Origin of the sequence: Micromonospora sp. NBC_00389 (assembly GCF_036059255.1) — a bacterium.
GTDB lineage: Bacteria > Actinomycetota > Actinomycetes > Mycobacteriales > Micromonosporaceae > Micromonospora.
The window spans coordinates 38,198-61,918 of sequence record NZ_CP107947.1 but is presented as its reverse complement, the minus strand read 5'-3'; the positions used below and the strand labels follow the sequence as shown (position 1 = coordinate 61,918).

At 72.7% G+C, this 23,721-nt stretch carries 21 protein-coding genes; 11 read left to right on the top strand and 10 right to left on the bottom strand.

The window, feature by feature from the left end; genetic code table 11:
- Positions 1-2: 2 nt before the first annotated feature.
- Positions 3-824 (bottom strand): SURF1 family cytochrome oxidase biogenesis protein, encoded by an 822-nt coding sequence (locus tag OG470_RS00295; protein ID WP_328419569.1) that lies wholly within the window; start codon positions 822-824, stop codon positions 3-5.
- Between the two features lie 173 nt (positions 825-997).
- Here OG470_RS00295 and OG470_RS00290 point away from each other — a divergent pair, with 173 nt between their 5' ends.
- Both OG470_RS00290 and OG470_RS00285 read left to right on the top strand, forming a co-directional pair.
- Complete coding sequence (locus OG470_RS00290; protein ID WP_328419567.1) at positions 998-2,401, top strand: cobyrinate a,c-diamide synthase; 1,404 nt, start codon at positions 998-1,000, stop codon at positions 2,399-2,401.
- Positions 2,398-2,967: a GNAT family N-acetyltransferase gene (locus OG470_RS00285; RefSeq protein ID WP_328419565.1), complete on the top strand. Its 570-nt coding sequence runs from the start codon at positions 2,398-2,400 to the stop codon at positions 2,965-2,967. The genes OG470_RS00290 and OG470_RS00285 overlap by 4 nt, the downstream gene beginning before the upstream one ends.
- Before the next feature lie 15 nt (positions 2,968-2,982).
- On the opposite strand, the gene OG470_RS00280 is transcribed toward OG470_RS00285, so the two are convergent.
- Positions 2,983-5,115 (bottom strand): transglycosylase domain-containing protein, encoded by a 2,133-nt coding sequence (locus tag OG470_RS00280; protein ID WP_328419563.1) that lies wholly within the window; start codon positions 5,113-5,115, stop codon positions 2,983-2,985.
- 121 nt (positions 5,116-5,236) lie between these two features.
- Here OG470_RS00280 and cobC point away from each other — a divergent pair, with 121 nt between their 5' ends.
- The 3 genes from cobC to cobA are packed head-to-tail and all read left to right on the top strand — an operon-like array spanning position 5,237 to position 8,713.
- Complete coding sequence (gene cobC, locus OG470_RS00275) at positions 5,237-6,340, top strand: Rv2231c family pyridoxal phosphate-dependent protein CobC (RefSeq protein WP_328419561.1); 1,104 nt, start codon at positions 5,237-5,239, stop codon at positions 6,338-6,340.
- Positions 6,340-7,434: a nicotinate-nucleotide--dimethylbenzimidazole phosphoribosyltransferase gene (gene cobT, locus OG470_RS00270; RefSeq protein ID WP_328426039.1), complete on the top strand. Its 1,095-nt coding sequence runs from the start codon at positions 6,340-6,342 to the stop codon at positions 7,432-7,434. Before cobC ends, cobT begins: the two co-directional genes overlap by 1 nt.
- 46 nt (positions 7,435-7,480) lie before the next feature.
- Positions 7,481-8,713, top strand: coding sequence for a uroporphyrinogen-III C-methyltransferase (gene cobA, locus OG470_RS00265; protein ID WP_328419559.1), 1,233 nt, complete (start codon positions 7,481-7,483; stop codon positions 8,711-8,713).
- Between the two features lie 47 nt (positions 8,714-8,760).
- On the opposite strand, the gene otsB is transcribed toward cobA, so the two are convergent.
- Positions 8,761-11,322 (bottom strand): trehalose-phosphatase, encoded by a 2,562-nt coding sequence (gene otsB, locus OG470_RS00260; protein WP_328426037.1) that lies wholly within the window; start codon positions 11,320-11,322, stop codon positions 8,761-8,763.
- A 41-nt stretch (positions 11,323-11,363) separates the two neighbouring features.
- A complete protein-coding gene (locus tag OG470_RS00255) occupies positions 11,364-12,764 on the bottom strand; it encodes an alpha,alpha-trehalose-phosphate synthase (UDP-forming) (RefSeq protein WP_328419557.1) in 1,401 nt (466 codons plus the stop codon).
- 317 nt (positions 12,765-13,081) lie between these two features.
- Here OG470_RS00255 and ettA point away from each other — a divergent pair, with 317 nt between their 5' ends.
- The 4 genes from ettA (at position 13,082) to OG470_RS00235 (ending at position 16,664) form a co-directional block, all read left to right on the top strand.
- A complete protein-coding gene (ettA, locus tag OG470_RS00250) occupies positions 13,082-14,758 on the top strand; it encodes an energy-dependent translational throttle protein EttA (protein WP_328419555.1) in 1,677 nt (558 codons plus the stop codon).
- A 13-nt stretch (positions 14,759-14,771) separates the two neighbouring features.
- Positions 14,772-15,218, top strand: coding sequence for an acyl-CoA thioesterase (locus OG470_RS00245; RefSeq protein ID WP_328419553.1), 447 nt, complete (start codon positions 14,772-14,774; stop codon positions 15,216-15,218).
- Between the two features lie 10 nt (positions 15,219-15,228).
- Complete coding sequence (locus tag OG470_RS00240) at positions 15,229-15,948, top strand: hypothetical protein (protein WP_328419551.1); 720 nt, start codon at positions 15,229-15,231, stop codon at positions 15,946-15,948.
- Between the two features lie 131 nt (positions 15,949-16,079).
- The gene (locus tag OG470_RS00235; RefSeq protein WP_109817147.1) at positions 16,080-16,664 is read left to right on the top strand and encodes a YbjN domain-containing protein; all 585 of its coding nucleotides are present in this window, start codon (positions 16,080-16,082) and stop codon (positions 16,662-16,664) included.
- 43 nt (positions 16,665-16,707) lie between these two features.
- Here the strand turns inward: OG470_RS00235 and OG470_RS00230 are convergent, their stop codons facing one another.
- The 3 genes from OG470_RS00230 to OG470_RS00220 form a co-directional block, all read right to left on the bottom strand.
- On the bottom strand, positions 16,708-17,124 hold the full coding sequence (locus OG470_RS00230; protein ID WP_328419547.1) for a globin: 417 nt from the start codon (positions 17,122-17,124) through the stop codon (positions 16,708-16,710).
- A gap of 104 nt (positions 17,125-17,228) precedes the next feature.
- Positions 17,229-18,602 carry an MFS transporter gene (locus OG470_RS00225; RefSeq protein WP_328419545.1) on the bottom strand — a complete coding sequence of 458 codons (1,374 nt, stop codon included), beginning with the start codon at positions 18,600-18,602 and terminating at the stop codon, positions 17,229-17,231.
- Positions 18,603-18,838: 236 nt separating this feature from the next.
- Positions 18,839-19,861, bottom strand: a complete 1,023-nt coding sequence (locus tag OG470_RS00220) for a mechanosensitive ion channel family protein (RefSeq protein WP_328426035.1) — start codon at positions 19,859-19,861, stop codon at positions 18,839-18,841.
- A 303-nt stretch (positions 19,862-20,164) separates the two neighbouring features.
- Between OG470_RS00220 and OG470_RS00215 the strand changes: the two genes are divergently transcribed.
- A complete protein-coding gene (locus OG470_RS00215; RefSeq protein WP_074313833.1) occupies positions 20,165-20,701 on the top strand; it encodes an HNH endonuclease in 537 nt (178 codons plus the stop codon).
- A gap of 23 nt (positions 20,702-20,724) precedes the next feature.
- Here OG470_RS00215 and OG470_RS00210 read toward each other — a convergent pair whose 3' ends face one another.
- From OG470_RS00210 to OG470_RS00200, 3 genes are all read right to left on the bottom strand, one after another.
- Positions 20,725-21,561 (bottom strand): class F sortase, encoded by an 837-nt coding sequence (locus OG470_RS00210; RefSeq protein WP_328419543.1) that lies wholly within the window; start codon positions 21,559-21,561, stop codon positions 20,725-20,727.
- A gap of 12 nt (positions 21,562-21,573) precedes the next feature.
- Entirely contained in the window at positions 21,574-22,095 is a 522-nt protein-coding gene (locus OG470_RS00205) for a hypothetical protein (protein ID WP_328419541.1), read from the bottom strand.
- A gap of 104 nt (positions 22,096-22,199) precedes the next feature.
- The gene (locus OG470_RS00200; protein ID WP_328419539.1) at positions 22,200-22,664 is read right to left on the bottom strand and encodes an Lrp/AsnC family transcriptional regulator; all 465 of its coding nucleotides are present in this window, start codon (positions 22,662-22,664) and stop codon (positions 22,200-22,202) included.
- 146 nt (positions 22,665-22,810) lie between these two features.
- On the opposite strand from OG470_RS00200, the gene OG470_RS00195 reads away from it, so the two are divergent.
- A complete protein-coding gene (locus OG470_RS00195) occupies positions 22,811-23,713 on the top strand; it encodes a tryptophan 2,3-dioxygenase (protein WP_328426033.1) in 903 nt (300 codons plus the stop codon).
- The last annotated feature ends 8 nt before the right edge of the window (positions 23,714-23,721 follow it).

The window sequence follows — 23,721 nt, the reverse complement described above, 5'->3', positions numbered from 1 at the left end:
GGTCAGGCGGAAGGGCTCGGCGTCGGCGTCGGCTCGGCGGCCCGGTCCAGCGGGGCCGGGGTGATGCCGGCGGCGCGGCGGGCCTCCCGGCGGGCCACCCAGCCGTAACCGAACAGGGACATCACGGCGAAGAGCCACCACTGCACGACGTAGCCGAGGTTCTGCCAGTTGTTGGCGTGCCCGACCGGCACCGCCTTGAACATGGGGTCGGCGGCCGGGGTCTGCTCGTCCAGCAGCACGTAACCGCCGTACACCGGGTAGGGCAGCTCGCGGGCCAGCCGCGTCACGCCGACCCGTCGGGTCTCCAGCCGACCGTCGCGCCGGTCGACAGCGCCGGCGCCGCTCTCGGTCTCGTGCACCCGGCCGACCACCGTCACGTCGCCGGTCGGTGCGGCGGGCACCTGCGGCTGGGCGGTCGCCCCACCCGGTGCCGGCGGGATCCAACCACGGTCCACGAGTAGCGCGGTGCCGTCGGGGAGCACCAGCGGGGTGAGCACCTCGAAGCCGACCCGGCTGTCCACCGTCCGGCCGCGGACCAGGACGGTGTTCGTCGGGTCGTACCGGCCGGTGGCGGTGATCCGGGTCCAGACCCTGTCCTCGGCGGGGGCCGGGCCGGCCGTTCCCGCACCGCCGGTGGGGGCGCGCAGCGCGTCGGTCAGCGGCACCGGGGCCATCCGCAGGCCGGCGTCGATCCGCTCGTTGATCTCGGTGCGCCCTTGGTAGCGGTCCATCTGCCAGTTGCCGAGCAGCACCATGACCGCTGCGGCGACCAGGGTCAGCGCGAACGCGCCCAGCCAACGTGGGCTCAGCAGGAACCGGTACACGGCACCGAGGCTACCCGTATGACCGGGGCCACTGACCTCGGCCGGGCCGGAACGGTCGAGCCGCCCCCGGTTGGCGGCGCTCGCGCGTCGGGCCGGGCGGGTATCGTCACGCGGACGGACCGGCCCCCCGGTCGGCCGTCGCGCGAACCCGCCGCCCCCGCGAGGAGTCGATGATGACCGTCGTGCCGCGTCTGGTGCTCAGCGCGCCGTCCTCCGGGCACGGCAAGAACGCGCTGGCGATCGGGCTGCTCGCCGCCCTGGCCGAGCGGGGTGTCGACGTCGCCGGGTTCAAGCTCGGCCCGGACCACGTCGACGCCGCCTATCTCGGCCTCGCCGCCGGTCGGCCCGGTCGGGTGATCGATCCCCGGCTGGTCGGCGTCGACCGGCTCGCCCCGCTGGTCGCGCACGGCGCCGCGGGCGCCGGGCTCGCCGTGGTGCAGGGCAGCATGGGGCTGTACGACTCGGTCGGTGGCCGCCCGGAGCAGGAGTCCACGGCCGCCGCGGCCGCCGCGCTGCGCAGCCCGGTGGTGCTGGTGGTCGACGTGGCCGCGATGGGGCAGTCGGTTGCCGCCTTGGTGCACGGTTTCCGCTCGTACGACGAGCAGCTCTGGCTCGGCGGGGTGATCCTCAACCGGGTGGCGTCCTCGCGGCACGAGGGCATGCTGCGCGAGGCGCTGGACGACGTGGGCGTGCCGGTCTACGGCGCGCTGCGCCGGCAGGACCTGCCGGCGGTGCTGCCGTCGCGTCGGCACGGTGTGGCACCGGTCGTCGACGGGTCCGCCGATGCCGCCCGCGCGGTCCGCCGGCTGGGCGAGGCGGTCGCCGCCACGGTCGACCTGGAACGGCTGCTCGGTCTGGCCCGCTCCGCCCCGCCGCTGCCCGCCGAGGCATGGTCACCGGAGGAGGCGCTCGGTTCGGTGCCGGTCCTGGCGGACCGCCCGCTGGTGGCGCTGGCCGGTGGGCCGGGCGGCAGCTTCAGCCACCCGGAGACCGCCGAGCTGCTGCGGGCCGCCGGCGCCGAGGTGGTCACGATCGATCCGCTGCGCGACGAGGCGCTGCCGGCCGGCACCCGCGCGCTGGTCGTCGGCGGCGGGCTGCCCGAGGCGTACGCCGAGCAGTTGTCGGCCAACCGGCGGCTCTGCATCGCCGTGGCCGAGTTGGCGCGTACCGGGCGTCCGGTGGTCGCCGAGGGCGCCGGTCTGCTCTGGCTGGCCCGGGAGATGGACGGGCTGCCGATGTGCGGGGTGCTGGACGCGGTCGGTGTCAGCCGGGACGGCCTGGTGGCTGGCTACCGGCAGGCGACCGCTCAGACCGACAGCGTGGTCGCCGCGACCGGCACGATCCTGATCGGGCACAAGGAGCATCGCGCGGTGCTCACCCCGCGTGCCGGTCAGCGGCCGGCGTGGAGCTGGGACGGTGGCGCGCCGGAGGGCTTCGTCTGGCGCAACGTGCACGCCTCCCAGCTCACCCTGCACTGGGCCGCCCACCCGGCGACCGCCGCCCGGCTGGTCGCCGCGGCGGCGACCGACCCGGCGACCGAGGGCGTGCCCGCGCAGCCCGGCGGGGTGCCGGCGTGATCGGTCAGGTGGCGGTGCGCCGCTTCCCGGCGTTGACCGTCTCCACCCCGCGCACCGAGGTGCGGCGGCTCACCGCTGCGGATGCGTCGGCGGCCGGGGAGATCTTCGCCGACAAGCTGACCCGGCGCTGGCTGCCGCTGGCCGACGACTCCGGCCCGATCGACGGCCACGCCTGGTGCACCGATCTGGCCCGGCAGCGCCGCGACAGTGGCGAGGGGGACCACTACGCGGTGCTGCGTCGTGAGGATGACCAGGTGGTGGGCTCGCTGTGGACGCGGCGCACCGACTGGGGCGCACGGCTCACCGAGGTCTCCTACGCGATGGCCCCGCACGCGCGCGGCTTCGGCCTGGCCGCCGAGGCGGTGGACGCGGTGGCCATCGCGTTGATCCTGGAGCACGACTTCCAGCGGGTCGAGCTGCGGGTGGCTCCCGGCAACCTGGCCTCCCGCCGGGTCGCCGAGAAGGCCGGCTTCAGCTATGAAGGGTTGCTGCGCAACGCCGGTTTCGTCCGCGGCGGCCGGGTCGATCTTGAGCTGTGGTCGTTCGTGGCGGCAGACCTGCGCTGACCCTCCCTGGGCCGGTCACCCGACGATGGCGTCCGACGGTGGGGTGAACTGGCGGGTGGGTTGGCCCTTCAGTCCGTCGCGCAGGGTCTCCGCGACCGCCGCGATCGGGATCTGGGACTGCCCGTCACCCACCGCGTTGAACGGGTTGTCCGGGTCGGAGATGAAGCTGGCCGCGGCCAACTCCGGGGTGTAGGCGACGAACCAGGCGGACCGCGTGCTGTCGGTGGTACCGGTCTTACCGGCCACCGGGCGGCCGACCGTACCCCGGACGCTGTCGGCGGTGGACCAGCCGCCGCAGCCTCCGCGCGCCGGGGTGTCCCCGGTCGGGCAGCGGGCGGCGTCGGTGGCCGCCCGGGCGGCGTCCGCGCTGACCACCTGCCGGCAGCGCGGCTTGGCCACCTCACGGTGGAGGCCGCCGGGGGTGACGGACGTGGCCGGCGTGCCGTCCCGGTTCATGATCGCCGACACCGGGATCGCCTCGCAGTAGCGGCCGTCGGCCGCGACGGCGGCGTAGGCGTTCGCCATCTCCAGTGGGGTGGCGTCGGAGACGCCCAGGGTGAACGCGCCCCACTTCTTCACCTTCGTTGGGGACGCCTGCTCCCGGTCGACGTCGGTGCGCCAGCGCAATCCGAGTTGTTCGGCCAGCCGCACCGCCCGGTCCGCGCCGACCTTCTCCTCCAGCCACACGAAATACGTGTTGACCGACTTGCCGAAGCCGGACCACATGGTCTGCTGCCCGGTCATGGCGCCGCTGGCGTTGGACGGCGCCCAGCCGTCGTAGACCGCTGACTTGTACCGGTAAGGCGCGTTGAACGAGGTGGAGAGTGTCATCCCGGAGTCCAGGGCGGCCAGCATCGGGAACATCTTGAACGTCGATCCGGCCTGGTAGCCCGGCAGGTCGCCGCCGCCGAGCAGTGGCGCCACCGTGTTCGGGTAGTTGGCCTTCACCTTCGGCCCGGCCTCGGGGTTGGAGCTCTGTGGGTTCTCGCTGAGGTCGAGCGAGTACGTCCGGTTCACCGCCATCGCCTTCACCCGCCCGGTGCCCGGCTCGGCGACGACGATGCCGTTGGCGAACGGGCTGCCGGTGCCCTCCTTGGCGCCGACGTTCTTCTCGGCCGCCTCCTGGATCTTCGGATCGATGCTGAGCACGATCCGGTAGCCGCCCCGGCGCAGCTTGTCCATCCGTTCCAGCCGGTTCTCCCCGAACGCGGGCTGCGCACTCCACCAGTTCTTCAGGTAGTCGCAGGCGAAGCCCCAGCTGTTGTACTTGTCCGGCACCGCCGCGCAGTCGTTCGGCGGGTTGGTCAGCTTCAGCCGGATCGGCTCGGACTTCGCGGCGGCGGCCGAGTCGGGGGAGAGGTAGCCGAGTTGGCTCATCCGGTCCAGCACGTAGTTGCGCCGCCCGGTGGCCTCCTTCTGGTCGGAGTCGGCCGGGTCGTACTCCGACGGCGACTTGACCAGCCCGGCCAGGGTGGCCGCCTCGACCGGGGTGAGGTCCTTGGGGGTCTTGGAGAAGAAGATCTCGCTGGCCGCGTAGATGCCGTACGCCCGGTGCCCGAAGTACGCCGAGTTCAGGTAGCGCTCCAGGATCTGCTCCTTGCTCATCTCCTTCTCCAGGTCCAGCGCCATCCGCATTTCCTTGACCTTGCGCAGGCTGGTCTGCTGGGTGGCCTCCTGGACCTCCTTGGGCGTGGTCGCGCTGTCCCGCAGGGCCATCCGGACGTACTGCATGGTCAGCGTGGAGGCACCCTGGGAGACCCCGCTGGAGCGGGTGTTGGCCACGAAGGCCCGGGCCACGCCCTTCGGGTCGACGCCGTGGTGCTGGTAGAAGCGGGAGTCCTCGGCGGCGACGATCGCCTGCTGGATGTTCGGCGACATGTCCGACAGCTTGGTGTACTGCCGGTACTCCTCGTAGAACATGGTCAGCACGGTCTTGCCGTCCGGGGCGTAGAGGTACGAGGTCTCGGCGGGCAGGGCGGTGGTCAGCAGCTTGGTCTTGTGCTCCACGGCGTGCGCGGTGGCCTTCGCGCCGAGCCCGGTGAGGGCGACTAGCGGGTACGCGGCGGCGGCGATCACGATGCCGGCGATCAGCCCGGCGCGGAGTAGAGGAACGAGTCGACCAGCGGCAGCAAGGGGTCGGTTGCTCACATGGCCAAGTTATGACATTTCCGATTCGAACATGAGAAGAACTCATAAACCGTCGGGTGGTGATGCGGCTTACGTCGAGATCGGCTGTCCCACCGGCCGCCTTCCCGGCAGGATCGCGGACATGTGTGATCAGCCGAGCGTGCTGGCACCGGCCGCCGGGGCCGGGGTCGGGGCTGCCCCCGAGCCGGACCTGGCGCACCACGGCGACGCGGAGGCGAGCGCCGGTCTGGTCGACCTCGCCGTCAACGTCCGCCGGGCACCGCTGCCGGACTGGCTGGCCGGTCCGATCGCCGCCACCCTCACCGACCTGGCCCGCTATCCGGACCCGGCGTCGGCCCGTGCCGCGGTCGCCGCCCGGCACCGGCGTCACCCGGACGAGGTACTGCTCACCGCCGGCGCCGCCGAGGGCTTCGTGCTGATCGCCCAGGCGCTGCGCGGCATCCGCCGGCCGGTGGTGGTGCACCCCCAGTTCACCGAGCCGGAGGCGGCGCTGCGGGCCGCCGGCCACCCGGTCGAGCGGGTGCTGCTGGACCCCGCCGAGGACTTCCGGCTCGACCCGGACCGGGTGCCCGCCGATTCCGACCTGGTGATGATCGGCAACCCGACGAACCCCACCTCGGTGCTGCACCCGGCGCGGACCCTGGCCGCGCTGGCCCGCCCGGGCCGGGTACTGGTGGTCGACGAGGCGTTCGCCGACACCACCGCCGTCCCCGGGCGGCCCGGCGAGCCGGAGTCGCTGGCCGAGCGGCGTGATCTGCCCGGGCTGCTCGTGCTGCGCAGCCTCACCAAGACCTGGGGCCTGGCCGGCCTGCGGATCGGCTACCTGCTCGGCGCGCCGGACCTGCTGTCCCGGCTGGCCGCCGTCCAGCCGCTCTGGGCCGTCTCCACCCCCGCGCTGGCCGCCGCGTCGGCCTGCGCCACCCCCGTCGCGGTCCAGGCCGAACGCGTGATCGCCGCCGAGCTCGCCGCCGACCGCGACCACCTGGTCGCCCGCCTGGCCGACCTGCCCGGGGTACGCGTCGCCGGCCGCCCGGCCAGCGCGTTCGTGCTGCTGCATTTGCCGGGCGCGACCCGGGTCCGGGAGGCTCTGCGCGATCGGGGTTGGGCGGTACGCCGGGGCGACACCTTCCCCGGCCTCGGCCCAGACTGGCTGCGGGTGGCCGTGCGCGACCGATCCACCACCGACGCGTTTGTCGCGGTGCTGCGCGAGACCATGGAGGCATGATGCTGGAGACCACGATCGCGGCGATCCGGCCGCTGGACGAGTCGGCCATGGCCGACGCCCGCGAGCTGCACGGCCGGCTGACCAAGCCGGCGGGGTCGCTGGGCGCGCTGGAGGACCTGTCGGTACGCCTCGCCGGCCTCGCCGCGGCCTGCCCGCCGCCGGTGCCCGAGCCGGCCGCGGTGGCGATCTTCGCCGGTGACCACGGAGTGCACGCTCAGGGGGTGACCCCGTGGCCGCAGGAGGTCACCGGGCAGATGATCGGCAACTTCCTGGCCGGTGGGGCCGTGGTCAACGCGTTCGCCCGGCAGGCCGGTGCCTCGGTCACCGTGGTCGACGTCGGCGTGGCCACCCCGCTACCCGCCCAGCCCGCCGCTGAGGCGTCCGGCCCGGCCATCCTCGACCCGTCCGTGCCCCGGTTCGTCAGCGCGACCGTGCGCCGGGGCACCCGGGACCTCGCGGTGACCGCCGCGCTCACCCGGGACGAGGCGCGGGCGGCGGTGCAGACCGGCATCCGGATCGCCGACGAGCTGATCGACGCCGGGGCCGGCATCCTGCTCACCGGGGACATGGGCATCGGCAACACCACCCCGGCCGCCACGCTGATCGCCGCGTTCACCGGTGCCGACCCGCTCGACGCCACCGGCCGGGGCACCGGGGTCGACGACCCGACGTACGCCCGCAAGGTGGCGGTGGTGCGGGCCGCGCTGGCCCGGCACGCCCCCGACCCGGCCGACCCGCTGGGCGTGCTGGCCGCCGTTGGCGGGCTGGAGCACGCCGCGCTGGCCGGGCTGATCCTGGGCGCCGCGGCCCGCCGCACGCCGGTGCTGCTGGACGGCGTGATCGCGGTCTCCGCCGCACTCGCCGCCGCGGCGTTCGCCCCGGACGCGGTCGGCGCCATGGTCGCCGGCCACCGCTCGACCGAGCCGGGCGCGACGGTGGCGCTACGCCACCTCGGCCTCGACCCGCTGATCGACCTGGGCCTGCGCCTCGGTGAGGGCACCGGCGCGCTGCTGGCGCTGCCGGTGGTCACCGGCGCGGTCCGGGTGCTGCACGAGGTGGCCACCTTCGACTCGGCTGGCGTGGCTGAGAAGTGAGCGAGCGCAGCGGGCGAGCCATCCGGCGCGACAGCGCGGCTGCGACGTGAGCACCAACCCGTACCCTCTCGGCCTGCGGCTGGACGGGCGGCGGGTGGTCGTGGTGGGCGGTGGTGCGGTCGCCACCCGACGGGTGCCGGCGTTGCTGGACGCCGGTGCGGACGTGCTGCTGGTGGCACCGGAGCTGACCCCGGCGCTGCGCGCGCGGGCGGACGCGGGCCGGCTGCGCTGGCTGCCGCGCCGGTTCGCGCCCGACGACCTGGACGGGGCGTGGCTGGTCCAGGTGGCGATCGACGACCCGATCGCGGCGGAGTCGGTGAGCGTTGCCGCCGCCGAGCGGCGGATCTTCTGCGTCCGGGCCGACGACCGCACCGCCGCCACGGCCTGGACGCCAGCGGTGACCCGGCACGGGCCGGTCACCGTCGCGGTGCTCGGCGGCGGCGACCCGCGCCGCGCGATGACCGTCCGCGACGCCATCCGCGACCTCCTCGGAGCGAGCAAGGGCGCCCTGTCGACGCCTGCGGTGGAGCAAGGGTCTCTTGCTGCGGCAGTCGGCGGGCGGGTGGCTCTGGTCGGGGCGGGGCCGGGTGACCCGGAGCTGATCACCGTGCGGGGCTGGCGGCTGCTCACCGAGGCGGATGTGGTGGTCGCCGACCGGCTGGTGCCCGGGCTGCTCCTGGACGAGCTGCGCCCCGACGTGGAGCTGGTGGACGCCTCGAAGATCCCCTACGGCCCGTCCCGCGCCCAGGAGGAGATCAACCGGATCCTGGTGGACCGGGCCCTGGCCGGCGCGCTGGTGGTCCGGCTCAAGGGCGGTGACCCGTACGTCTTCGGCCGGGGCGGCGAGGAACTGCTGGCCTGCACGGCGGCCGGTGTTCCGGTGACCGTGGTCCCCGGGGTCACCAGCTCGATCGCCGCCCCGGCCGCGGCCGGCATCCCGGTCACCCACCGGGCGGTGGCGCACGAGTTCACCGTGGTCTCCGGGCACCTAGCGCCCGACTCGCCGGCCTCGCTGGTGCGCTGGGAGGCGCTCGCCGGGCTGCGCGGCACCCTGGTGATCCTGATGGGGTTGAAGAACCTCGGCGCCATCACGGCGACCCTGATCGCGCACGGCCGGTCGCCGCAGACACCGGCCGCCGTCGTCCAGGAAGCCACCACGGGTGCCCAGCGGGCGCTGCGGTCCACCCTCGGCGCGGTGGCCGCCGACGTGCTGGCGGCCGATCTGCGCCCGCCCGCGGTCGTCGTGGTGGGCGACGTGGTGCACGCGCTGGACGTCTGACGACAGCGGGCCGGAGACGACGTCTCCGGCCCGCTGCGGGTGTCAGATCACTGCTTGAGCATGTTGTCCAGCAGCAGGGCACAGCGGATCAGACCGAGGTGGCTGTACGCCTGCGGGTGGTTGCCCAGCCCACGCTCGGCGAGCGGGTCGTACTGCTCGGGGAGCAGGCCGGTCGGGCCGGCGGTGAGCACCATCTGCGCGAACAGCTCCTCGGCGTCGGTGCGGCGGCCGGTGCGCAGGTACGCCTCGATCAGCCACGCCGTGCAGATGTGGAAGCCGCCCTCGCGGCCGGGCAGGCCGTCGTCCCAGTGGTAGCGGTAGACGACCGGGCCGCTGCGCAGGTCCGCCTCGATCCGGAGCACGGTGGACAGGAAGCGCGGGTCATCGCCCGGAAGCAGGCCCGAGAGCCCGATCCAGAGCGACGAGGCGTCCATGTCCTCGTCGCCGTACGCGACGCTGTACGCCTCGACCTCCTCGTGCCAGCCGTGCTCCAGCACGTTGGCGCCGATCCGGTCGCGCAGCTCCACCCACTGGGGGCGGTCCTCGCCGCCGTGCTGGCGCATCACGTGCAGGGCCCGGTCGACGGTCATCCAGCACATCACCTTGGAGAAGATGTGGTGCCGGGGTGGCAGCCGGGCCTCCCAGATGCCGTGGTCGGGCTCGTGCCAACGGCGGCGAACCGCCTCGACCATGTTGTCCAGTACCCGCCACTCGTCGTCGCGGACCGAGCCGCGGGCGTCGGCGACGGCCGCGATCAGGTCGGCGATCGGGCCGAAGACGTCCAGCTGGAGCTGGTGGTTGGCGAGGTTGCCGACCCGGACCGGCCGGGAGCCGGCGTACCCGGGCAGGGTGTCGATGACCGCCTCGGCGCCCAGCTCGTAGCCGTCGATGGTGTAGAGCGGGTGCAGCCGCTCCGGATGCCCGCCGGTGCGCTCGATGCAGCCGTCCACCCAGCGCAGAAAGCCCTCGGCCTCTTCGAGGGAACCCAGGTCGACCAGCGCGCGGGCGGTCAGTGCGGCGTCGCGGAGCCAGCAGTAGCGGTAGTCCCAGTTGCGGACGCCGCCCAGCTCCTCCGGGAGCGAGGTGGTGGCCGCGGCCAGGATCGAGCCGGTGGCCTCGTGGCAGAGCCCGCGCAGGGTGAGCGCGCTGCGGGTGACCAGGTCGCGGGAGGTGGACGGCAGCTTCAGCGAGGCGACCCAGTCCTTCCACGGCTGCTCGGCCGCGGCCTGCCGGTCGTGGATCGGCACCCGGTGGTGCTCCAGGCTGTGCGTGCCGAAGCGCAGCTCCAGCAGGACCTGCCCGCCGGCGGCGGAGAGGTCGACGACCGCCTTGGCGGTCTGGTAGCCGCCGTCGTTGCTGACCTGCCACTCCACGCCGGGGGAATAGAGCGCGACCGGCTCGTTGGAGCCGAGCACCAGGAGGCCGTCGCCGAGCGGCTGCATCTGCACGGCGACCTGACCGAACTCGGGTCGTGGCGCGAACTCCAGCCGGGCCCGGCCACTGCCGGTGAGCACCCGGATCAGGGTCGAGTCGCCGGTGACCACCGCCGGGCCGTCCGGGGTGGTCTCCCGGGCCGGCTTGTCCAGCCAGTCGGTGACGGTGAGGCCGGACCACCGGGTCTCCACGGTCATCGTGCCGGAGCGGTAGCGCTGGCCCAGCGGGATGCCCCCGCGTTCCGGTGCGACGCTGAAGTGACCGGCCGGGCTGCCGCCAACCAGGTCGGCGAAGATCGCCGCCGAATCCGGCTTGGGGTGGCAGAGCCAGCTGACCTTGGCCTCGGGGGTGAGCAGCGCGACGGTGCGGCCGTTGGACAGCATCGAGTGCCGCTCGATCGGCACCGCCCGCTCACCGAAGAGCCAGTGCCGCCGGGTCTCCAGCAGCAGCCCGAGTGCGCGGGCCGCCTCGAGCGGATCGGCCACCCGGTAGTCGGCCTGGGTGTCCCCGGGACCGATCTTGATGCCGAGGTCCGGCCCGTGCAGGTTGCCGAACGCGTTCTCGTCGGTCACGTCGTCGCCGATGAAGAGCACCGCGCTGGCCGAGAGCTGGGTCCGCAACTGGTCGACCGCGGTGCCCTTGTGGGTGGCCACCACGGAGAGTTCGAAAACCTCCTTGCCCTGGGTGACCGTGACGCCGTCCCAGGTGGCCGGGCCGTTGCGGACCGCCTCGATGGCCGCGGCGGCGATCTGCGGGTCGACCCCACGGGTGTGCACCGCGACGCTGGCCGGCTTGCGTTCCAACCGGATGCCGGGGTGTTCGGCGGCGATCTCGCGCAGCGCGTCCCGCACCCGGGTGCGCACCGCGACCAGCTCGGGGGAGAGCCGCTCGACGAAGCCGATGTCGAACTCGGAGCCGTGGCTGCCGACGAGGTGCACCTCGCTGGGCAGCCGGGAGAGCGCGGCCAGGTCGCGCAGCGCCCGGCCGGAGACCACCGCCACGGTGGTCTGCGGCAGCGCGGCGAGCGCGCGGACCGCGGCCACCGACTCGGGCAGCGGTACGGCCGTGCTCGGGTCCTCCACGATCGGCGCCAGTGTGCCGTCGTAGTCGCAGGCGATCAGGAGCTGGGGGACCCGGGCGATCCGGCCGATGGCGGAGCGCAGCTCGGGGTCCATCACCCCGGTGGCGATCGCCGCTCCGTCGTTGACGGACGTGTTCACGCGGCCTCCGCCTCGGAGACTCCAAGCTCGGAGAGGAAAGACTTGGCCCAGTGCCCCACGTCGTGGGTGCGCAGGTGACGTTGCATTGTCCGCATCCGGCGGCGCGCCTCGGTTTTCTCCACGTGCACGGCCCGGAGCAGGGCGTCCTTGACCGCGTCCGGGTCGTGCGGGTTACACAAAAAGGCCTGGCGCAGCTCGGTGGCGGCGCCGGCGAATTCACTGAGCACGAGCGCGCCACCCTGGTCGGCGCGCGATGCGACGTACTCCTTGGCCACCAGATTCATTCCGTCTCGCAGCGGGGTCACCATCATCACGTCGGCAGCGACGTACATCGCGGCCAGTTCACTGCGACTGTACGACTGATGCAGATAGTGCACCGCAGGCACGCCGACCCTGCCGAATTCCCCATTAATCCGACCAACTTCGCGCTCCACCTTGACCCGAAGTGCCTGGTAGTGCTCGACGCGCTCCCGGCTTGGCGTGGCCACCTGCACCATAACCGCGTCCGGAACTGTCAACTTTCCGTCAGCCAGTAGCTCGCGGAAGGCCTTGAGGCGCAATTCGATGCCCTTGGTGTAATCCAGCCGGTCCACGCCCAGGATTATCGTCTTCGGATCGCCCAGTTCGGCGCGGATCTGCTTCGCCCGGGCCTGGATCGCCGGGTCGGCGGCCATCCGCTCCATCTCCTGGGTGTCGATCGAGATGGGGAAGGCGCCCGCCTTCACCTGCCGCCCGTCGACCTGGATCATCTGCCCCTCGTAGCGCAGCCCGAGCAGGTGCCGGGCCAGCCGGACGAAGTTCTGCGCGGCCAGCCGCTGCTGGAAGCCGACCAGGTCGGCGCCGAGCAGGCCGCGCAGGATCTCGGTACGGAACGGCATCTGCATGAACAGCTCGATCGGCGGGAACGGGATGTGCAGGAAGAAGCCGATCCGCAGGTCCGGCCGCAGCTCCCGGAGCATCGCCGGGACCAACTGGAGCTGGTAGTCCTGCACCCAGACCGTCGCGCCCTCGGCCGCCACGTCCGCGGCGGCCTCCGCGAACCGCGCGTTGACCAGGCGGTACGCCTCCCGCCAGCGACGCTTGTAGGCCGGCGTCTCCACCGCGTCGTGATAGAGCGGCCAGATCGTCGCGTTGGACTGGCCCTCGTAGTACCGCTCCAGCTCCTCGGCGCTCAGCGGCACCGGGTGCAGTCGGATCCCCTCAAGGTCGAACGGCTCGGGGGCGGCGCCGGTCCCGCCGGCCCAGCCGACCCAGGTCCCCTGGTGTTCGGCGAGCACGGGATGCAGCGCGGTGACCAGCCCGCCGGGGCTGCGTCGCCACTGCCGCCCTTCGGGGGTGCTCACCTCGTCGACCGGCAGGCGGTTCGCCACTACGACAAAGGAGCTACGGACGGTCACGATCGGCCACCTCCGGGTACTGACGGGTCCACCGCGATGAGCGTACTGAGCGTAGCTGCGGCGTCTGGTGCCCCGTGCCTGAGTTCCCTACCCGCCCCGCAGGGGCTGAATCTGGATGGTGATCTTGTCAACAACATGGGTCCTCCGACGGCACGACGTACTCCTGGGGCGGGGTGATGTGGGCGAAGCGGGCCGAACCTGTCAGGATTGACGATGGCGTGCGCGCGGCCGGCCCCCGGCCGGTGCCGCGGGCGGAGGTCGCAGCCCGCGCCGCGCCGCCCATCATGCGACAGCAACCGACGGAGGTAGCCCGCACCGTGGCCCAGTACATCTACGTCCTGGAAAAGGCGCGCAAGGCGCACGGCGACAAGGTCGTGCTCGACAATGTGACGCTGAGCTTCCTGCCGGGGGCCAAGATCGGTGTGGTCGGCCCGAACGGCGCCGGTAAGTCCAGCCTCCTCAAGATCATGGCAGGGCTGGACAGGCCGAGCAACGGCGAGGCCCGGCTGATGCCCGGCTACACCGTCGGCATGCTCGCCCAGGAGCCCCCGCTCAACGACGCCAAGACCGTGCTCGGCAACGTCGAGGAGGCGGTCGCCGAGACCAAGGCCAAGCTGGAGCGGTTCAACAAGATCGCCGAGCAGATGGCCACCGACTACTCCGACGAGCTGATGGAGGAGATGGGCAAGCTCCAGGAGGAGCTGGACCACGCCGACGCGTGGGACATCGACTCCAAGCTCGAACTGGCCATGGACGCGCTGCGCTGCCCGCCGCCGGACGCCGACGTGACCCAGCTCTCCGGCGGTGAGCGTCGCCGGGTCGCGCTCTGCAAGCTGCTGCTGGAGGCGCCCGACCTTCTGCTGCTCGACGAGCCGACGAACCACCTCGACGCGGAGAGCGTCTCCTGGCTGGAGCAGCACCTGGCCAAGTACGCCGGCACCGTCATGGCGATCACGCACGACCGGTACTTCCTGGACAAGGTGGCCGGCTGGATCCTGGAGCTGGACCGCGGCCGGGCGATCGGCTACGAGGGCAACTACTCCACCTACCTGGAGAAGAAGGCCGCCCGGCTGGCCGTCGAGGGCCGCCGCGACGCCAAGATGAAGAAGCGCCTCACCGAGGAGCTGGAGTGGGTCCGCTCCAACGCCAAGGCCCGGCAGACCAAGTCCAAGGCCCGCCTGGACCGGTACGACGAGATGGCCACCGAGGCGGAGAAGACCCGCAAGCTGGACTTCGAGGAGATCCAGATCCCGCCGGGCCCGCGCCTGGGCAGCACAGTGATCGAGGCGCAGAGCCTGAGCAAGGGCTTCGGCGACCGGCTGTTGATCGACAACCTGTCGTTCTCGCTGCCGCGTAACGGCATCGTCGGCATCATCGGCCCCAACGGCGTCGGCAAGACCACGCTGTTCAAGACCATCGTCGGGCTGGAGCAGCCGACCGACGGCTCGGTCCGGGTCGGCGAAACCGTCTCCCTGTCGTACGTCGACCAGAACCGCCAGGGCCTCGACGGCGACAAGACCGTCTGGGAGGTCGTCTCCGACGGTCTGGACTACCTGATGGTGGGCAAGGTCGAGATGCCGTCCCGGGCCTACATCGCCGCGTTCGGCTTCAAGGGGCCGGACCAGCAGAAGCCGACCAAGGTGCTCTCCGGCGGCGAGCGCAACCGGCTCAACCTGGCGCTGACGCTGAAGATCGGCGGCAACGTCATCCTGCTCGACGAGCCGACCAACGACCTGGACGTGGAGACCCTCTCCAGCCTGGAGAACGCGCTGCTGGAGTTCCCCGGCTGCGCCGTGGTCATCTCGCACGACCGGATGTTCCTGGACCGGGTGTCCACGCACATCCTGGCGTGGGAGGGCGACGACCAGGACCCGGCCAAGTGGTTCTGGTTCGAGGGCAACTTCGAGGCGTACGAGAAGAACAAGATCGACCGCCTCGGCGCGGAGGCCGCCCGGCCGCACCGGGTGACCTACCGCAAGCTGACCCGCGACTGACCGGGCCGACAAGGTGTCTGACCGGTTCGTCTACCACTGCACACTGCGCTGGTCCGACCTGGACGCGTACGGCCACGTCAACAACTCGCGCTTCCTCACCCTGTACGAGGAGGCGCGGGTGGCGTTGATGTTCGCTGGCGGCCGGGCCTGGGGGGTCGGCTCGTTCGCCGACGGGGTGGTGATCCGCCGGCACGAGGTGGACTACCTGCGCCCGGTCGACTACGCGCTGGGCCGGGCCACCGCAGAGGCCGCGCCCACCGTCCGGATCGAGCTGTGGGTGGAGGAGATCCGGGCCTCCCGGTTCACCGTCGCCTACGAGTTGTACGACGGTGAGGTGCTGGCCAGCCGGGCCCGCTCGGTGCTGGTGCCGTTCGACCTGACCCGCCAGGTGCCCCGGCGGATCACCGCGGAGGAGCGGGATTTCCTGCTCACCTACGCTCCGCAGGGCGGCGCGGCGTGACTCGGCCGGGGTGGACGGGGTGACGGCGACGGCGGCCGGACACGGCGTCACCGGGGTGGCCGACGCGGGCGCCTTCCTGGCCCGGCTGGTCCGGCTGGATCCGGGCGCGCCGGTTCGGCTGCGGCCGGCCGGCGCCGCCGGTCGGGTCGCCCTCTGGGCCCGGCTGCCGTGGCAGGTGCTGGTGGTCCGGACGGTCGCGGGCGGCCCGGCCGACGGCACCCCCGAGGACGTCACGGTGGCCGCCGCGGAGCTGCTGGCGGAGCTGGAGCGCGGCGGCGCGGCGTTGCCGGCGCGTCGGGACGCGCAGTGGCGGTGGCCGCTGCCGCGGGCCCGCAGCCGGCCGGTGGAGGCGCTGCCCGCCGCCGAGCTGCGGCGGATCGCGGACGCGGCGGCGGGCACCCTGCGTACGGCGAGCGAGCACGGCGTGGCCGGCCGCGCGGTGGGTCAGCGGATGCTGCGCGACGCGCTGCTCGACCACGTGGCCGTGCTGGTCAGTCCGGACGGTCCGCCCGGCCCGCCGGTGGAGGTGCCGCAGCGACTGGTTCAGGGGCTGGTCCGGATGGGCTTCCTCGGGCCGGTTGACGGCCCGGCCGGTGCCCCTGCCGAGGCTGCCGTCCAGGTGCGGGTGGCCGGCCGTTGGGTTGGCCTGGTGGGACCATACGGAGCGGCCTGGTTGCAGAAGGCCACCGATCTCGCCGTGACGCCCCTGGCTACTCGTCCGAACGGATGACCCCTACTCATTCTTCTAGTCTGGGGCGGTCGTTGGGGGGGTGCTTCAACCCGGCTGTCCGGGTACCGTCCATCCTCGGATCCAACGCACCGTAGGCGACTGGATCCGCTGGGGAGTGAGGTGCGCGAGCGATGCCGTGGTGGTCATGGCGCCCCGGTCCCGCCGACGGCGGCGATCCGGAAACCCGAAGCGGGATCACAGTGGAGAGCGCGGTCCGGGTCGGACCGCCCAACCCTCGCCAGCCGGGGGACGACTGCCCGTCCAACGAGCGGCCCGTGCTGACCGAGATGCCGGCCACCATCGAGCCGGTGAGCCTGCGCCGGGTCTGTGACGCACTCGACCTGCTCGACGTGCGATATCTGGCCGACGGTGACGGCAACCTGCTGGCCATGTGGGAGCGGCACGCCGTGCTGGTCACCCTGGAGGGGCCGGAGGACGAGATCCTGGTGATGCGGGCACGTCCGCACGCCACAGTGCCGCCGGACTGGGCCGACCGGGCGTACCGGGTGGTCAACGAGTGGAACCACACCCGTCGGTTCTGCAAGGCGTACATCGGCGACCCGACCGAGCGCGGGCAGCTACCGATCTACGCCGAGCTTCAGGTGCCGCTCGGCGCCGGCACCCACGACGCGCTGCTGGTCGAGATGCTCGACTGCGGCGCCGCAGTGGCCACCAGCTTCGTGGACTGGCTGCACGACGAGGGCGCGCTGCTCTGACCCTGCCGCGACCCGGGTGCCCGGGCCGGGCCGTCAGGCGCGGTCAGGCCGGGTCCTCCGTGGCGTTGATCATGAAGTGCGCCGCCCGCTCCAGGTAGTCCCAGAGCGTGCTGGCGACCTCCGGCTCCAGGTCGAGCCGGTCCACGGCGCGGCGCATGTGTCGCAGCCAGGCGTCCCGCTCGGCCACGCCGATCCGGAACGGGGCGTGCCGCATCCGCAGCCGCGGGTGCCCGCGCTGGGCGGAGTACGTGTTCGGCCCGCCCCAGTACTGCATCAGGAACAGCGTCATCCGGTCCGCCGCCGGGGCCAGGTCGTCCGGGTACATCGGCCGCAGCAGGGGATCGGTGGCGACGCCGGCGTAGAACTCGTCCACCAGCTTGCGGAAGGTGGGCTCGCCGCCGACCGCCTCGAAGAGGGTCGTCGACGCACCAGGACGGTCGGAGTCACCTGCGGGAGTCACCGTTCCATCCTGCCAGGCGTGCTCAGTGCCGGCCCGACCCGGACGCCGTGCGTCGGGTCACGCCGGGCGCGCGCTCGTGTCAGGGCCGCTCGTGTCGGATCAGCTCAGCTGACCGCGTGCCGACGGCGGTCGTCACCGGCCCGCGGCTCGGGGGGCCCTGCCGGGGTGGCGCCGGGCGTCGGGTTGGCCGGCGACCCGGCGTTGGCCGCGGAGGCCGCCGCGATGGCGCCGTCCACCGTCTGCTGGTCCGGCCACCGCAGCGACGCCACCACCATCAGCACCACGCCGGCCGCGCTCCACACGCCGACCACCAGCGGAATGGAGAACCGCTCGGCGAGCAGGCCGGTGACGAGCACCGCCATGCCCTGGATGACCTGCACGCCGGTGGCCATCACACCGAAGGCGCGGGCCCGGAACTCGCCGGGCAGCGCCTGGACGAACAGCCCGTTGGCCATCGGCAGCATGCCGGCGACCGCGAACCCGCAGAGAGCGGCGAGCAGCGCCACCACGATCGGCGGTGGGTCGAACAGCGCCGGCACCAGCGCCAGCGGGGCGAACACCGCCAGCGGTCGCATCAGGGCCAACCGACGGGCCGGGCCAAACAGTCGGCTCACCAGCAGCCCGCCGAGGATGAACCCGAGCGGGTTGGCCATCATGATCACTGCCTGCGCCAGGCCGGCGTCCAGGTCGCCGTTGTCGTCCCGGTTGGCCCAGCCGGCGGCCAACCCCTCCGGGACGATCGAGAAGAGCATCGCGCTGAACACCAGCACCGCGATGGCCCGCAGCACCGGGGTGCCGAAGACGATCTGGAACCCCTGGCCGGTCTCCCGGAGCAGGTGGCTGCGCTGCGCGGTGGTCATCATCGGGGCCCGGTCGCGGACGCCGAGACGGACCAGCAGCGCCGAGACGGCGAAGGTGACCGCGTTGATCAGCAGCGCGAGGGCCGGGTCGATCGCGGCCACGGCGGCGCCGAGCAGGTAGCCGACGACCTGGGCGGCCTGCCCCACGCTGCTGTTCAGCGACAACCCGACCACCAGCCGGTCCCCGGCAAGGATCTGTGGCATCAGCGCGGATTTGGCCGCCTGGCTCGGCGGGTTGGCCAGCGTGGCGGCGAAGATGAGCACCAGGACGGCCTGGACCGGCAGGTCCGGGAGGGCGATGAGCAGCATCAGCGCCGTCCGGATCACGTCACACGCCACCATCACCCGTCGGTACGGGTACCGCTCGGCCAGTGCGGCGAGCACGGGGCCGCCGAGCAGCCAGGGCAGGTAGCTGACGGCGAAGGCGGCGGCGGACAGTGCGACGGACTTGGTCTGCTGGTAGACGAGCAGGGTGACCGCGGCCTTCGCGACATAGTCGCCGACCCAGGAGAGCGCGCCGGCCGCGAAGACGGCCCGGAACTCGCGTTGGGCGAACACCTCGCGGAATGTCGCCGGGCCTTCCGCGGAAGGTCGCTCGTCGGGCACCGTCGCCTCCATCGGCTCCCGGGACGGCCGCTCGTGACAGCCGGGGCCGGAAACACTCGTCAGATCTACGGATCAGCGAGGATGTGGATCACGCTCCGGCGGGAACGCGTGCTCCGGATTCTGCCCGATCGTCTGACAACTAGCTAGGGCGAACGGTTCGTTCGTCGCATCCCCGACTGAACGAACGGACGATACCTGAGGGGCCGGGCGGCTCGCGACCCCTCGATGGCCGGACAGCGTCGTCCGGGTCAGGTGGGGCCGCCCTGACCTGTCTCGCCGTCGGCCAGTGGCCGGAGCGGGACGCCGGGATAGCTGCGGGAGGCGGCGATCTGGGCGGTGATCCCCGAGTTCTCCAGTGCCTCCGCCAGCCGCCGGCGCAACTCCCGGCCCACCGCGAACTGCCCGTCGGCGGTCGTCTTGACCACCGTCCGGATCACCGCCCCCTCCACCGTCATCTGCTCGACGCCCAGCACCTCCGGCGCCTCCACGATCTCCGGCGACAGCTCCGGGTCCACCGCCATCGAGGCTGCTGCGGTCCGCAGCACGGCCGTGGCCTCCTCGGTGCCGCTGAAGCCGATCGGCAGGTCCACCACGACCAGTGCCCAGCCCTGGCTCTTGTTGCCCACCCGGACGATCTCGCCGTTGCGGATGTACCAGAGCACGCCCCGCCCGTCTCGCACGGTGGTGACGCGTAGCCCGACCGACTCCACCACACCGGTCGCCTCGCCGAGGTCGACGTTGTCGCCGACGCCGTACTGGTCCTCGATCAGCATGAACAGCCCAGCTATCAGGTCCTTGACCAGGCTCTGCGCGCCGAAGCCCAGCGCGACGCCGGCGATCCCGGCGCTGGCGAGCAGCGGGGCCAGGTCGAAACTGAACTCGCGCAGGATCATCAGCAGCGCGATGCCGAAGACGAACGCGGTGGTGAGGCTGCGCAGCACCGAACCGATCGCCTCGGCCCGCTGCCGACGGCGCTCCGGCACGAACTCCGTCGGGTCGACCGCGGCGGTGGGCACCCGCTCGCGCAGCGGCCGCAGCATCGTCGGCACCGCACCGTTGGTGGTGGTCCGGACCAGCCGGTTGATCGTCCGGTGCAGCGCCCAGCGGGCGACCATCGCCAGCGCCACGATCAGCAGCACCCGCAGTGGCTTGAGCAGGATCCAGTAGCTGCCCTCGGCGAACCAGGCCGATTTGGTCATGTCGTACAGCCATTCGCAGGAGGTACTTCCCTGACAGTCCGGCGGGGCGGCGGTGGACAGGGCAAGGGGCATCAGGCTGGCGGCACTCACCCTGTCTTCGTACCGCAACGAGCCGGCGAGCCCGTCGCCGACCCACCGGCCGGGTGACCTGCCACCGAGGGCGGGGTCGGACCGGGGCGAACCGGCCATCGTGACAGGTGCGGGAAAGAGCTTCATGTCGGACCCCGGATTAGTACGTGCAATCCGGGGTCCGATCAGGGACTATTGGCGCAACGGACGTCGGTGATCGGACCGGCGTCGACCGTGTGGGCCGTCGTGCCCGGCCCCGGTCGGCGGCGGTACCGCAGCAGCCGCTGAACCGGGAGGGTGAGCGCGATGCCTGACATACGACCCACGGTGGGCTCCGGCGCGCTGGTCCTCAACGCCACCTACGAGCCGCTGTGTGTCGTGTCGGTGCGCCGAGCCGCCATCCTCGTCCTCTCCGCAAAGGCTGTCTGCGTCGCCGACGGTGACGGCATCCTGCACAGCGCCCGGGACGCCCTCCCGGTGCCGTCGGTGGTCCGGTTGACCCGCTTCGTCCGGGTGCCCTACCGCACCCACGTCGGGCTGTCCCGGCGGGCGATCTTCGCCCGGGACGGGTGGCGGTGCGCCTACTGCCGAGGCCCGGCCGAGACCATCGACCACGTCTTTCCGCGCAGCCGGGGTGGCCGACACGCCTGGGAGAACGTGGTCGCCGCGTGCGCCCGGTGCAACCACACCAAGGGTGACAAGACCCCGGCCGAGCTGGGCTGGCGGCTGCACGCGCTGCCGGCCGCACCGAAGGGCACCGCCTGGCGGGTGCTCGGGCACCGCGCCCCCGATCCGCGCTGGGCCGACTGGCTCGACCTGCGTGAGCCCGAAGCGGCCGCCTGATCCTGGTCCCGCAGACCCCAACCTCAAGCAGAACGAGCCTTCACCAGCGAGGCAAAGACCACCACGTTGTCCGAGTAGCCGGTCTCGCCCCCGACCCATCGGCCGCCGCAGGTGATCAGCCGCAGGCTCGGGCGGCTGAAGTCGCCGTACACCTCGTCCACCGGCAGTTGTGCCTTGTCGAACCGCTCCACCGAGTCCACCTCGAAGACCGCCACGCTCCGGTCGGAGCGGGTGACCTCGATCTGATCGCCGGAACGCAGGTCCCGCAGCTTGTGGAAGACGGCCGGTCCGCTGGTGGTGTCCACGTGTCCGACGATCACCGCCGGGCCGTACTGCCCGGGCGTGGGTCCCTGGTCGTACCAGCCGGCCTCCTGGGCGCGGGCCGCGTCCGGGACGGCGATGGTGCCGTCCGGTGCGATGCCCACGCCGTGCACCGGAGCCTGCAGCTCCAGCGTGTGGATGGCGAGACCCACCGGGCGGCTGGCCGGCAGCACCGGGAACTTCTTCGGCGGAGGCCGCAGGCCGGCGGTGATCCGGTCCGGCAACAGGCTGACCCCGGTCACCTGCTCGATGCCGAGCATCGCCACGATCAACACCATCAGCGCGGCGACGGCCAGTACCGGCACTCCCGGGTTGGTAGTGAACCGACGTCGGAGCAGCGGCGAGCCGGCCGGGCGGCTCGGCGGCAACGGGCGGGCGGCCGGATCGGTGGTGGCGACGCTGGCCGACACGGCCTGCCCGGCGACCCTGCGCAGCCGGCCGGAGGCCCGGGCGACCAGCCGGCCGGAGGCGCGCAGCGCCGCCCCGGACCGGGCCCGGGCACCGCGGTCCGGCCGCGCACGCGCGGAGGATCGGGTCATGGCGTGTCCTGCTCAGGAGCCCGCCCCGGTACGCCGCCGGCCGCCGGCCATGCCGAGCGCGACGGCGGTGGCCACCAGCGCCACGCCGCCGAGCACCAGCAGCGATCCGGTGCCCCGGCCGCCAGCGGTGCCGCCGCCCCCGGTCGCCGGCCCCTTGCTGGGCGAGGCCATGTTCAGCACGGTCAGAGTGGTCGTGGCCGTCTGACCGTTATCGCAGCGCAGGTCGACCGGGTACTCGCCGGGCTGCTTGTCGCCCGGGATGGTGACCGACCCGGTCAGGAAACCCCTGTCCGGTCTGAGCATCAGTTGCCCGAACGCGTCGGACTGCACGGTGGCCTGGCGATTGTTGTCGTTGTCGCAGCTCGCCCGGACCTGGACCCGGCCTCCGGCCTGGACGCTGCTGGGCGTCACCTCGACGAAGGTGTTCTCACCGGCACTCGCCGGTGAGACCGACAACAGGACGAATGCCCCGACCAGCCCCATCAGTGTCAGGGCGGCCGAGAGTGCGCGGTTGATCGTGCGAAGACCCTGCATGATTTCCCCCTACCGGCGACAACCGCCGGAACCCTCCCCTGGGCACAAGCGCTGTTTTCCCGCTGGCCGGGGGGCAAACCCGCAGGCGGGCAGGGTGGGGTCGGTCAGCGGCGGCGGGGCGTGGTGCTGCCGGAGGGGAGCGGCGTGATCGGCTGCCAGCCCAGCGGGGAGGACAGGACCATCGTGCTCGACGGCTGGCCGTACGGGGCGAGCCGGTCGATGACCGCCTCGAACTCGCCGATCGAGCCGGCCGCCACCTTGAGCATGCTGCACGCGTCCCCGGTGATCCGGTGGATCTCCAGGATCTCCGGCCAACCGGCCACCGCCGGGTCGTGCAGGATGCACCGCGCGCCGTAGCAGGACATCCGGATGAGCGCGACCACGGTGCGGCCGGCCCGGGTCAGGTCGACCTGGGCGTGGTAGCCGGTGATCACCCCGGCCTCCTCGAGCCGACGGACCCGCTCGGCCACGGCGGGTGGCGAGAGGTGGACCCGCCGGGACAACTCGCTGAAGGACAGGCGGGCGTCAGCCTGCAACTCGCGCAGCAGCGCCCAGTCCATGTCGTCCACGCTCAGACCTTACTTTCGTGAACCGGATTCGCCCAGATGCCTTTGGCTTGCCGGCTGAGCGCGGGAAGCGCCGTTGATCCGGCATTCCGCAGGCCATCCGACCGCGAGATCATGACGTCGACCAGTCCGGGGGAGGGAGACGAATGGTGGATCAGACGGAGCGGCGGGCGCCGAACCGCGCCGCCACGGTGCGACCGGTGACCCCACGGCAGCGGGCCGCCCGCGCCGCACGCAACGGCGGCGAGCCGACGTTGGAGTTCGCCGAGCTGGTGCCCTACGACGCGTACGTGCAGGCCAGCGCCCTGCACCAGTTGCAGCATCCGCTCAGCAGCGACCCGGGCGAGATGTCCTTCCTGATGGTCAGCCAGATCATGGAGCTGTACTTCGGGCTGACCTGCCACGAGCTGCGGGAGACCCAGCGGCTGCTGCGCGACGACCGGGTCTGGGACGCGCTGGCCCCGCTGCGCCGCGCCGCGCTGCACCTGGAGGGCCTCAATGCCGCCTGGCAGGGCCTGCGCTGGATGACCCCGGCCGACTTCAACCGGTTCCGCAACCTGCTCGGCGAGGGCTCCGGCTTCCAGTCGGCGATGTACCGGCACCTGGAATTCCTGCTCGGGCTGCGCGACCCGGCGCTGATCCGGCCGTTCCGCCGGCAGACCGAGGTGCACGCCGCGCTGACCGCGGCGCTGGCCGCCCCGAGCCTCTGGGACGACGTGCTCGCGCTGCTCGCCCGGCGCGGCTTCGACCTCCCCGCCGACCTGCTGAACCGGGACGTGGCGGTCGAGCACGACCCGCAGCCATCGGTCGAGGCGGCCTGGGTACGGATCTACGCCGACACCGGGCCGGACAACCACCTGCGGCTGCTCGGCGAGGCGCTGAGCGGGGTCGCCGAGGAGTTCGGCGACTGGCGGTGGAACCACGTCAAGGCGGTGCAGCGGACAATGGGCGCCAAGGTCGGCAGCGGCGGTTCCGCCGGACTGGCGTGGTTGCAGCGCAGCATGGCCCGGGTGGTCTTCCCGGAGCTGTGGTCGGCCCGCACCGCGATGTGACCGGAGAG

What these genes read in the sequence shown, in the direction of transcription:
- OG470_RS00290 (WP_328419567.1), top strand. Translation starts at nt 998, where the DNA reads ATGACCGTCGTGCCGCGTCTGGTGCTCAGCGCGCCGTCCTCCGGGCAC.
- cobC (WP_328419561.1), top strand. Translation starts at nt 5,237, where the DNA reads ATGTGTGATCAGCCGAGCGTGCTGGCACCGGCCGCCGGGGCCGGGGTC.
- cobT (WP_328426039.1), top strand. Translation starts at nt 6,340, where the DNA reads ATGCTGGAGACCACGATCGCGGCGATCCGGCCGCTGGACGAGTCGGCC.
- otsB (WP_328426037.1), bottom strand. Translation starts at nt 11,322, where the DNA reads ATGGACCCCGAGCTGCGCTCCGCCATCGGCCGGATCGCCCGGGTCCCC.
- OG470_RS00235 (WP_109817147.1), top strand. Translation starts at nt 16,080, where the DNA reads ATGCCGTGGTGGTCATGGCGCCCCGGTCCCGCCGACGGCGGCGATCCG.
- OG470_RS00225 (WP_328419545.1), bottom strand. Translation starts at nt 18,602, where the DNA reads ATGGAGGCGACGGTGCCCGACGAGCGACCTTCCGCGGAAGGCCCGGCG.
- OG470_RS00220 (WP_328426035.1), bottom strand. Translation starts at nt 19,861, where the DNA reads ATGCCCCTTGCCCTGTCCACCGCCGCCCCGCCGGACTGTCAGGGAAGT.
- OG470_RS00215 (WP_074313833.1), top strand. Translation starts at nt 20,165, where the DNA reads ATGCCTGACATACGACCCACGGTGGGCTCCGGCGCGCTGGTCCTCAAC.
- OG470_RS00210 (WP_328419543.1), bottom strand. Translation starts at nt 21,561, where the DNA reads ATGACCCGATCCTCCGCGCGTGCGCGGCCGGACCGCGGTGCCCGGGCC.
- OG470_RS00205 (WP_328419541.1), bottom strand. Translation starts at nt 22,095, where the DNA reads ATGCAGGGTCTTCGCACGATCAACCGCGCACTCTCGGCCGCCCTGACA.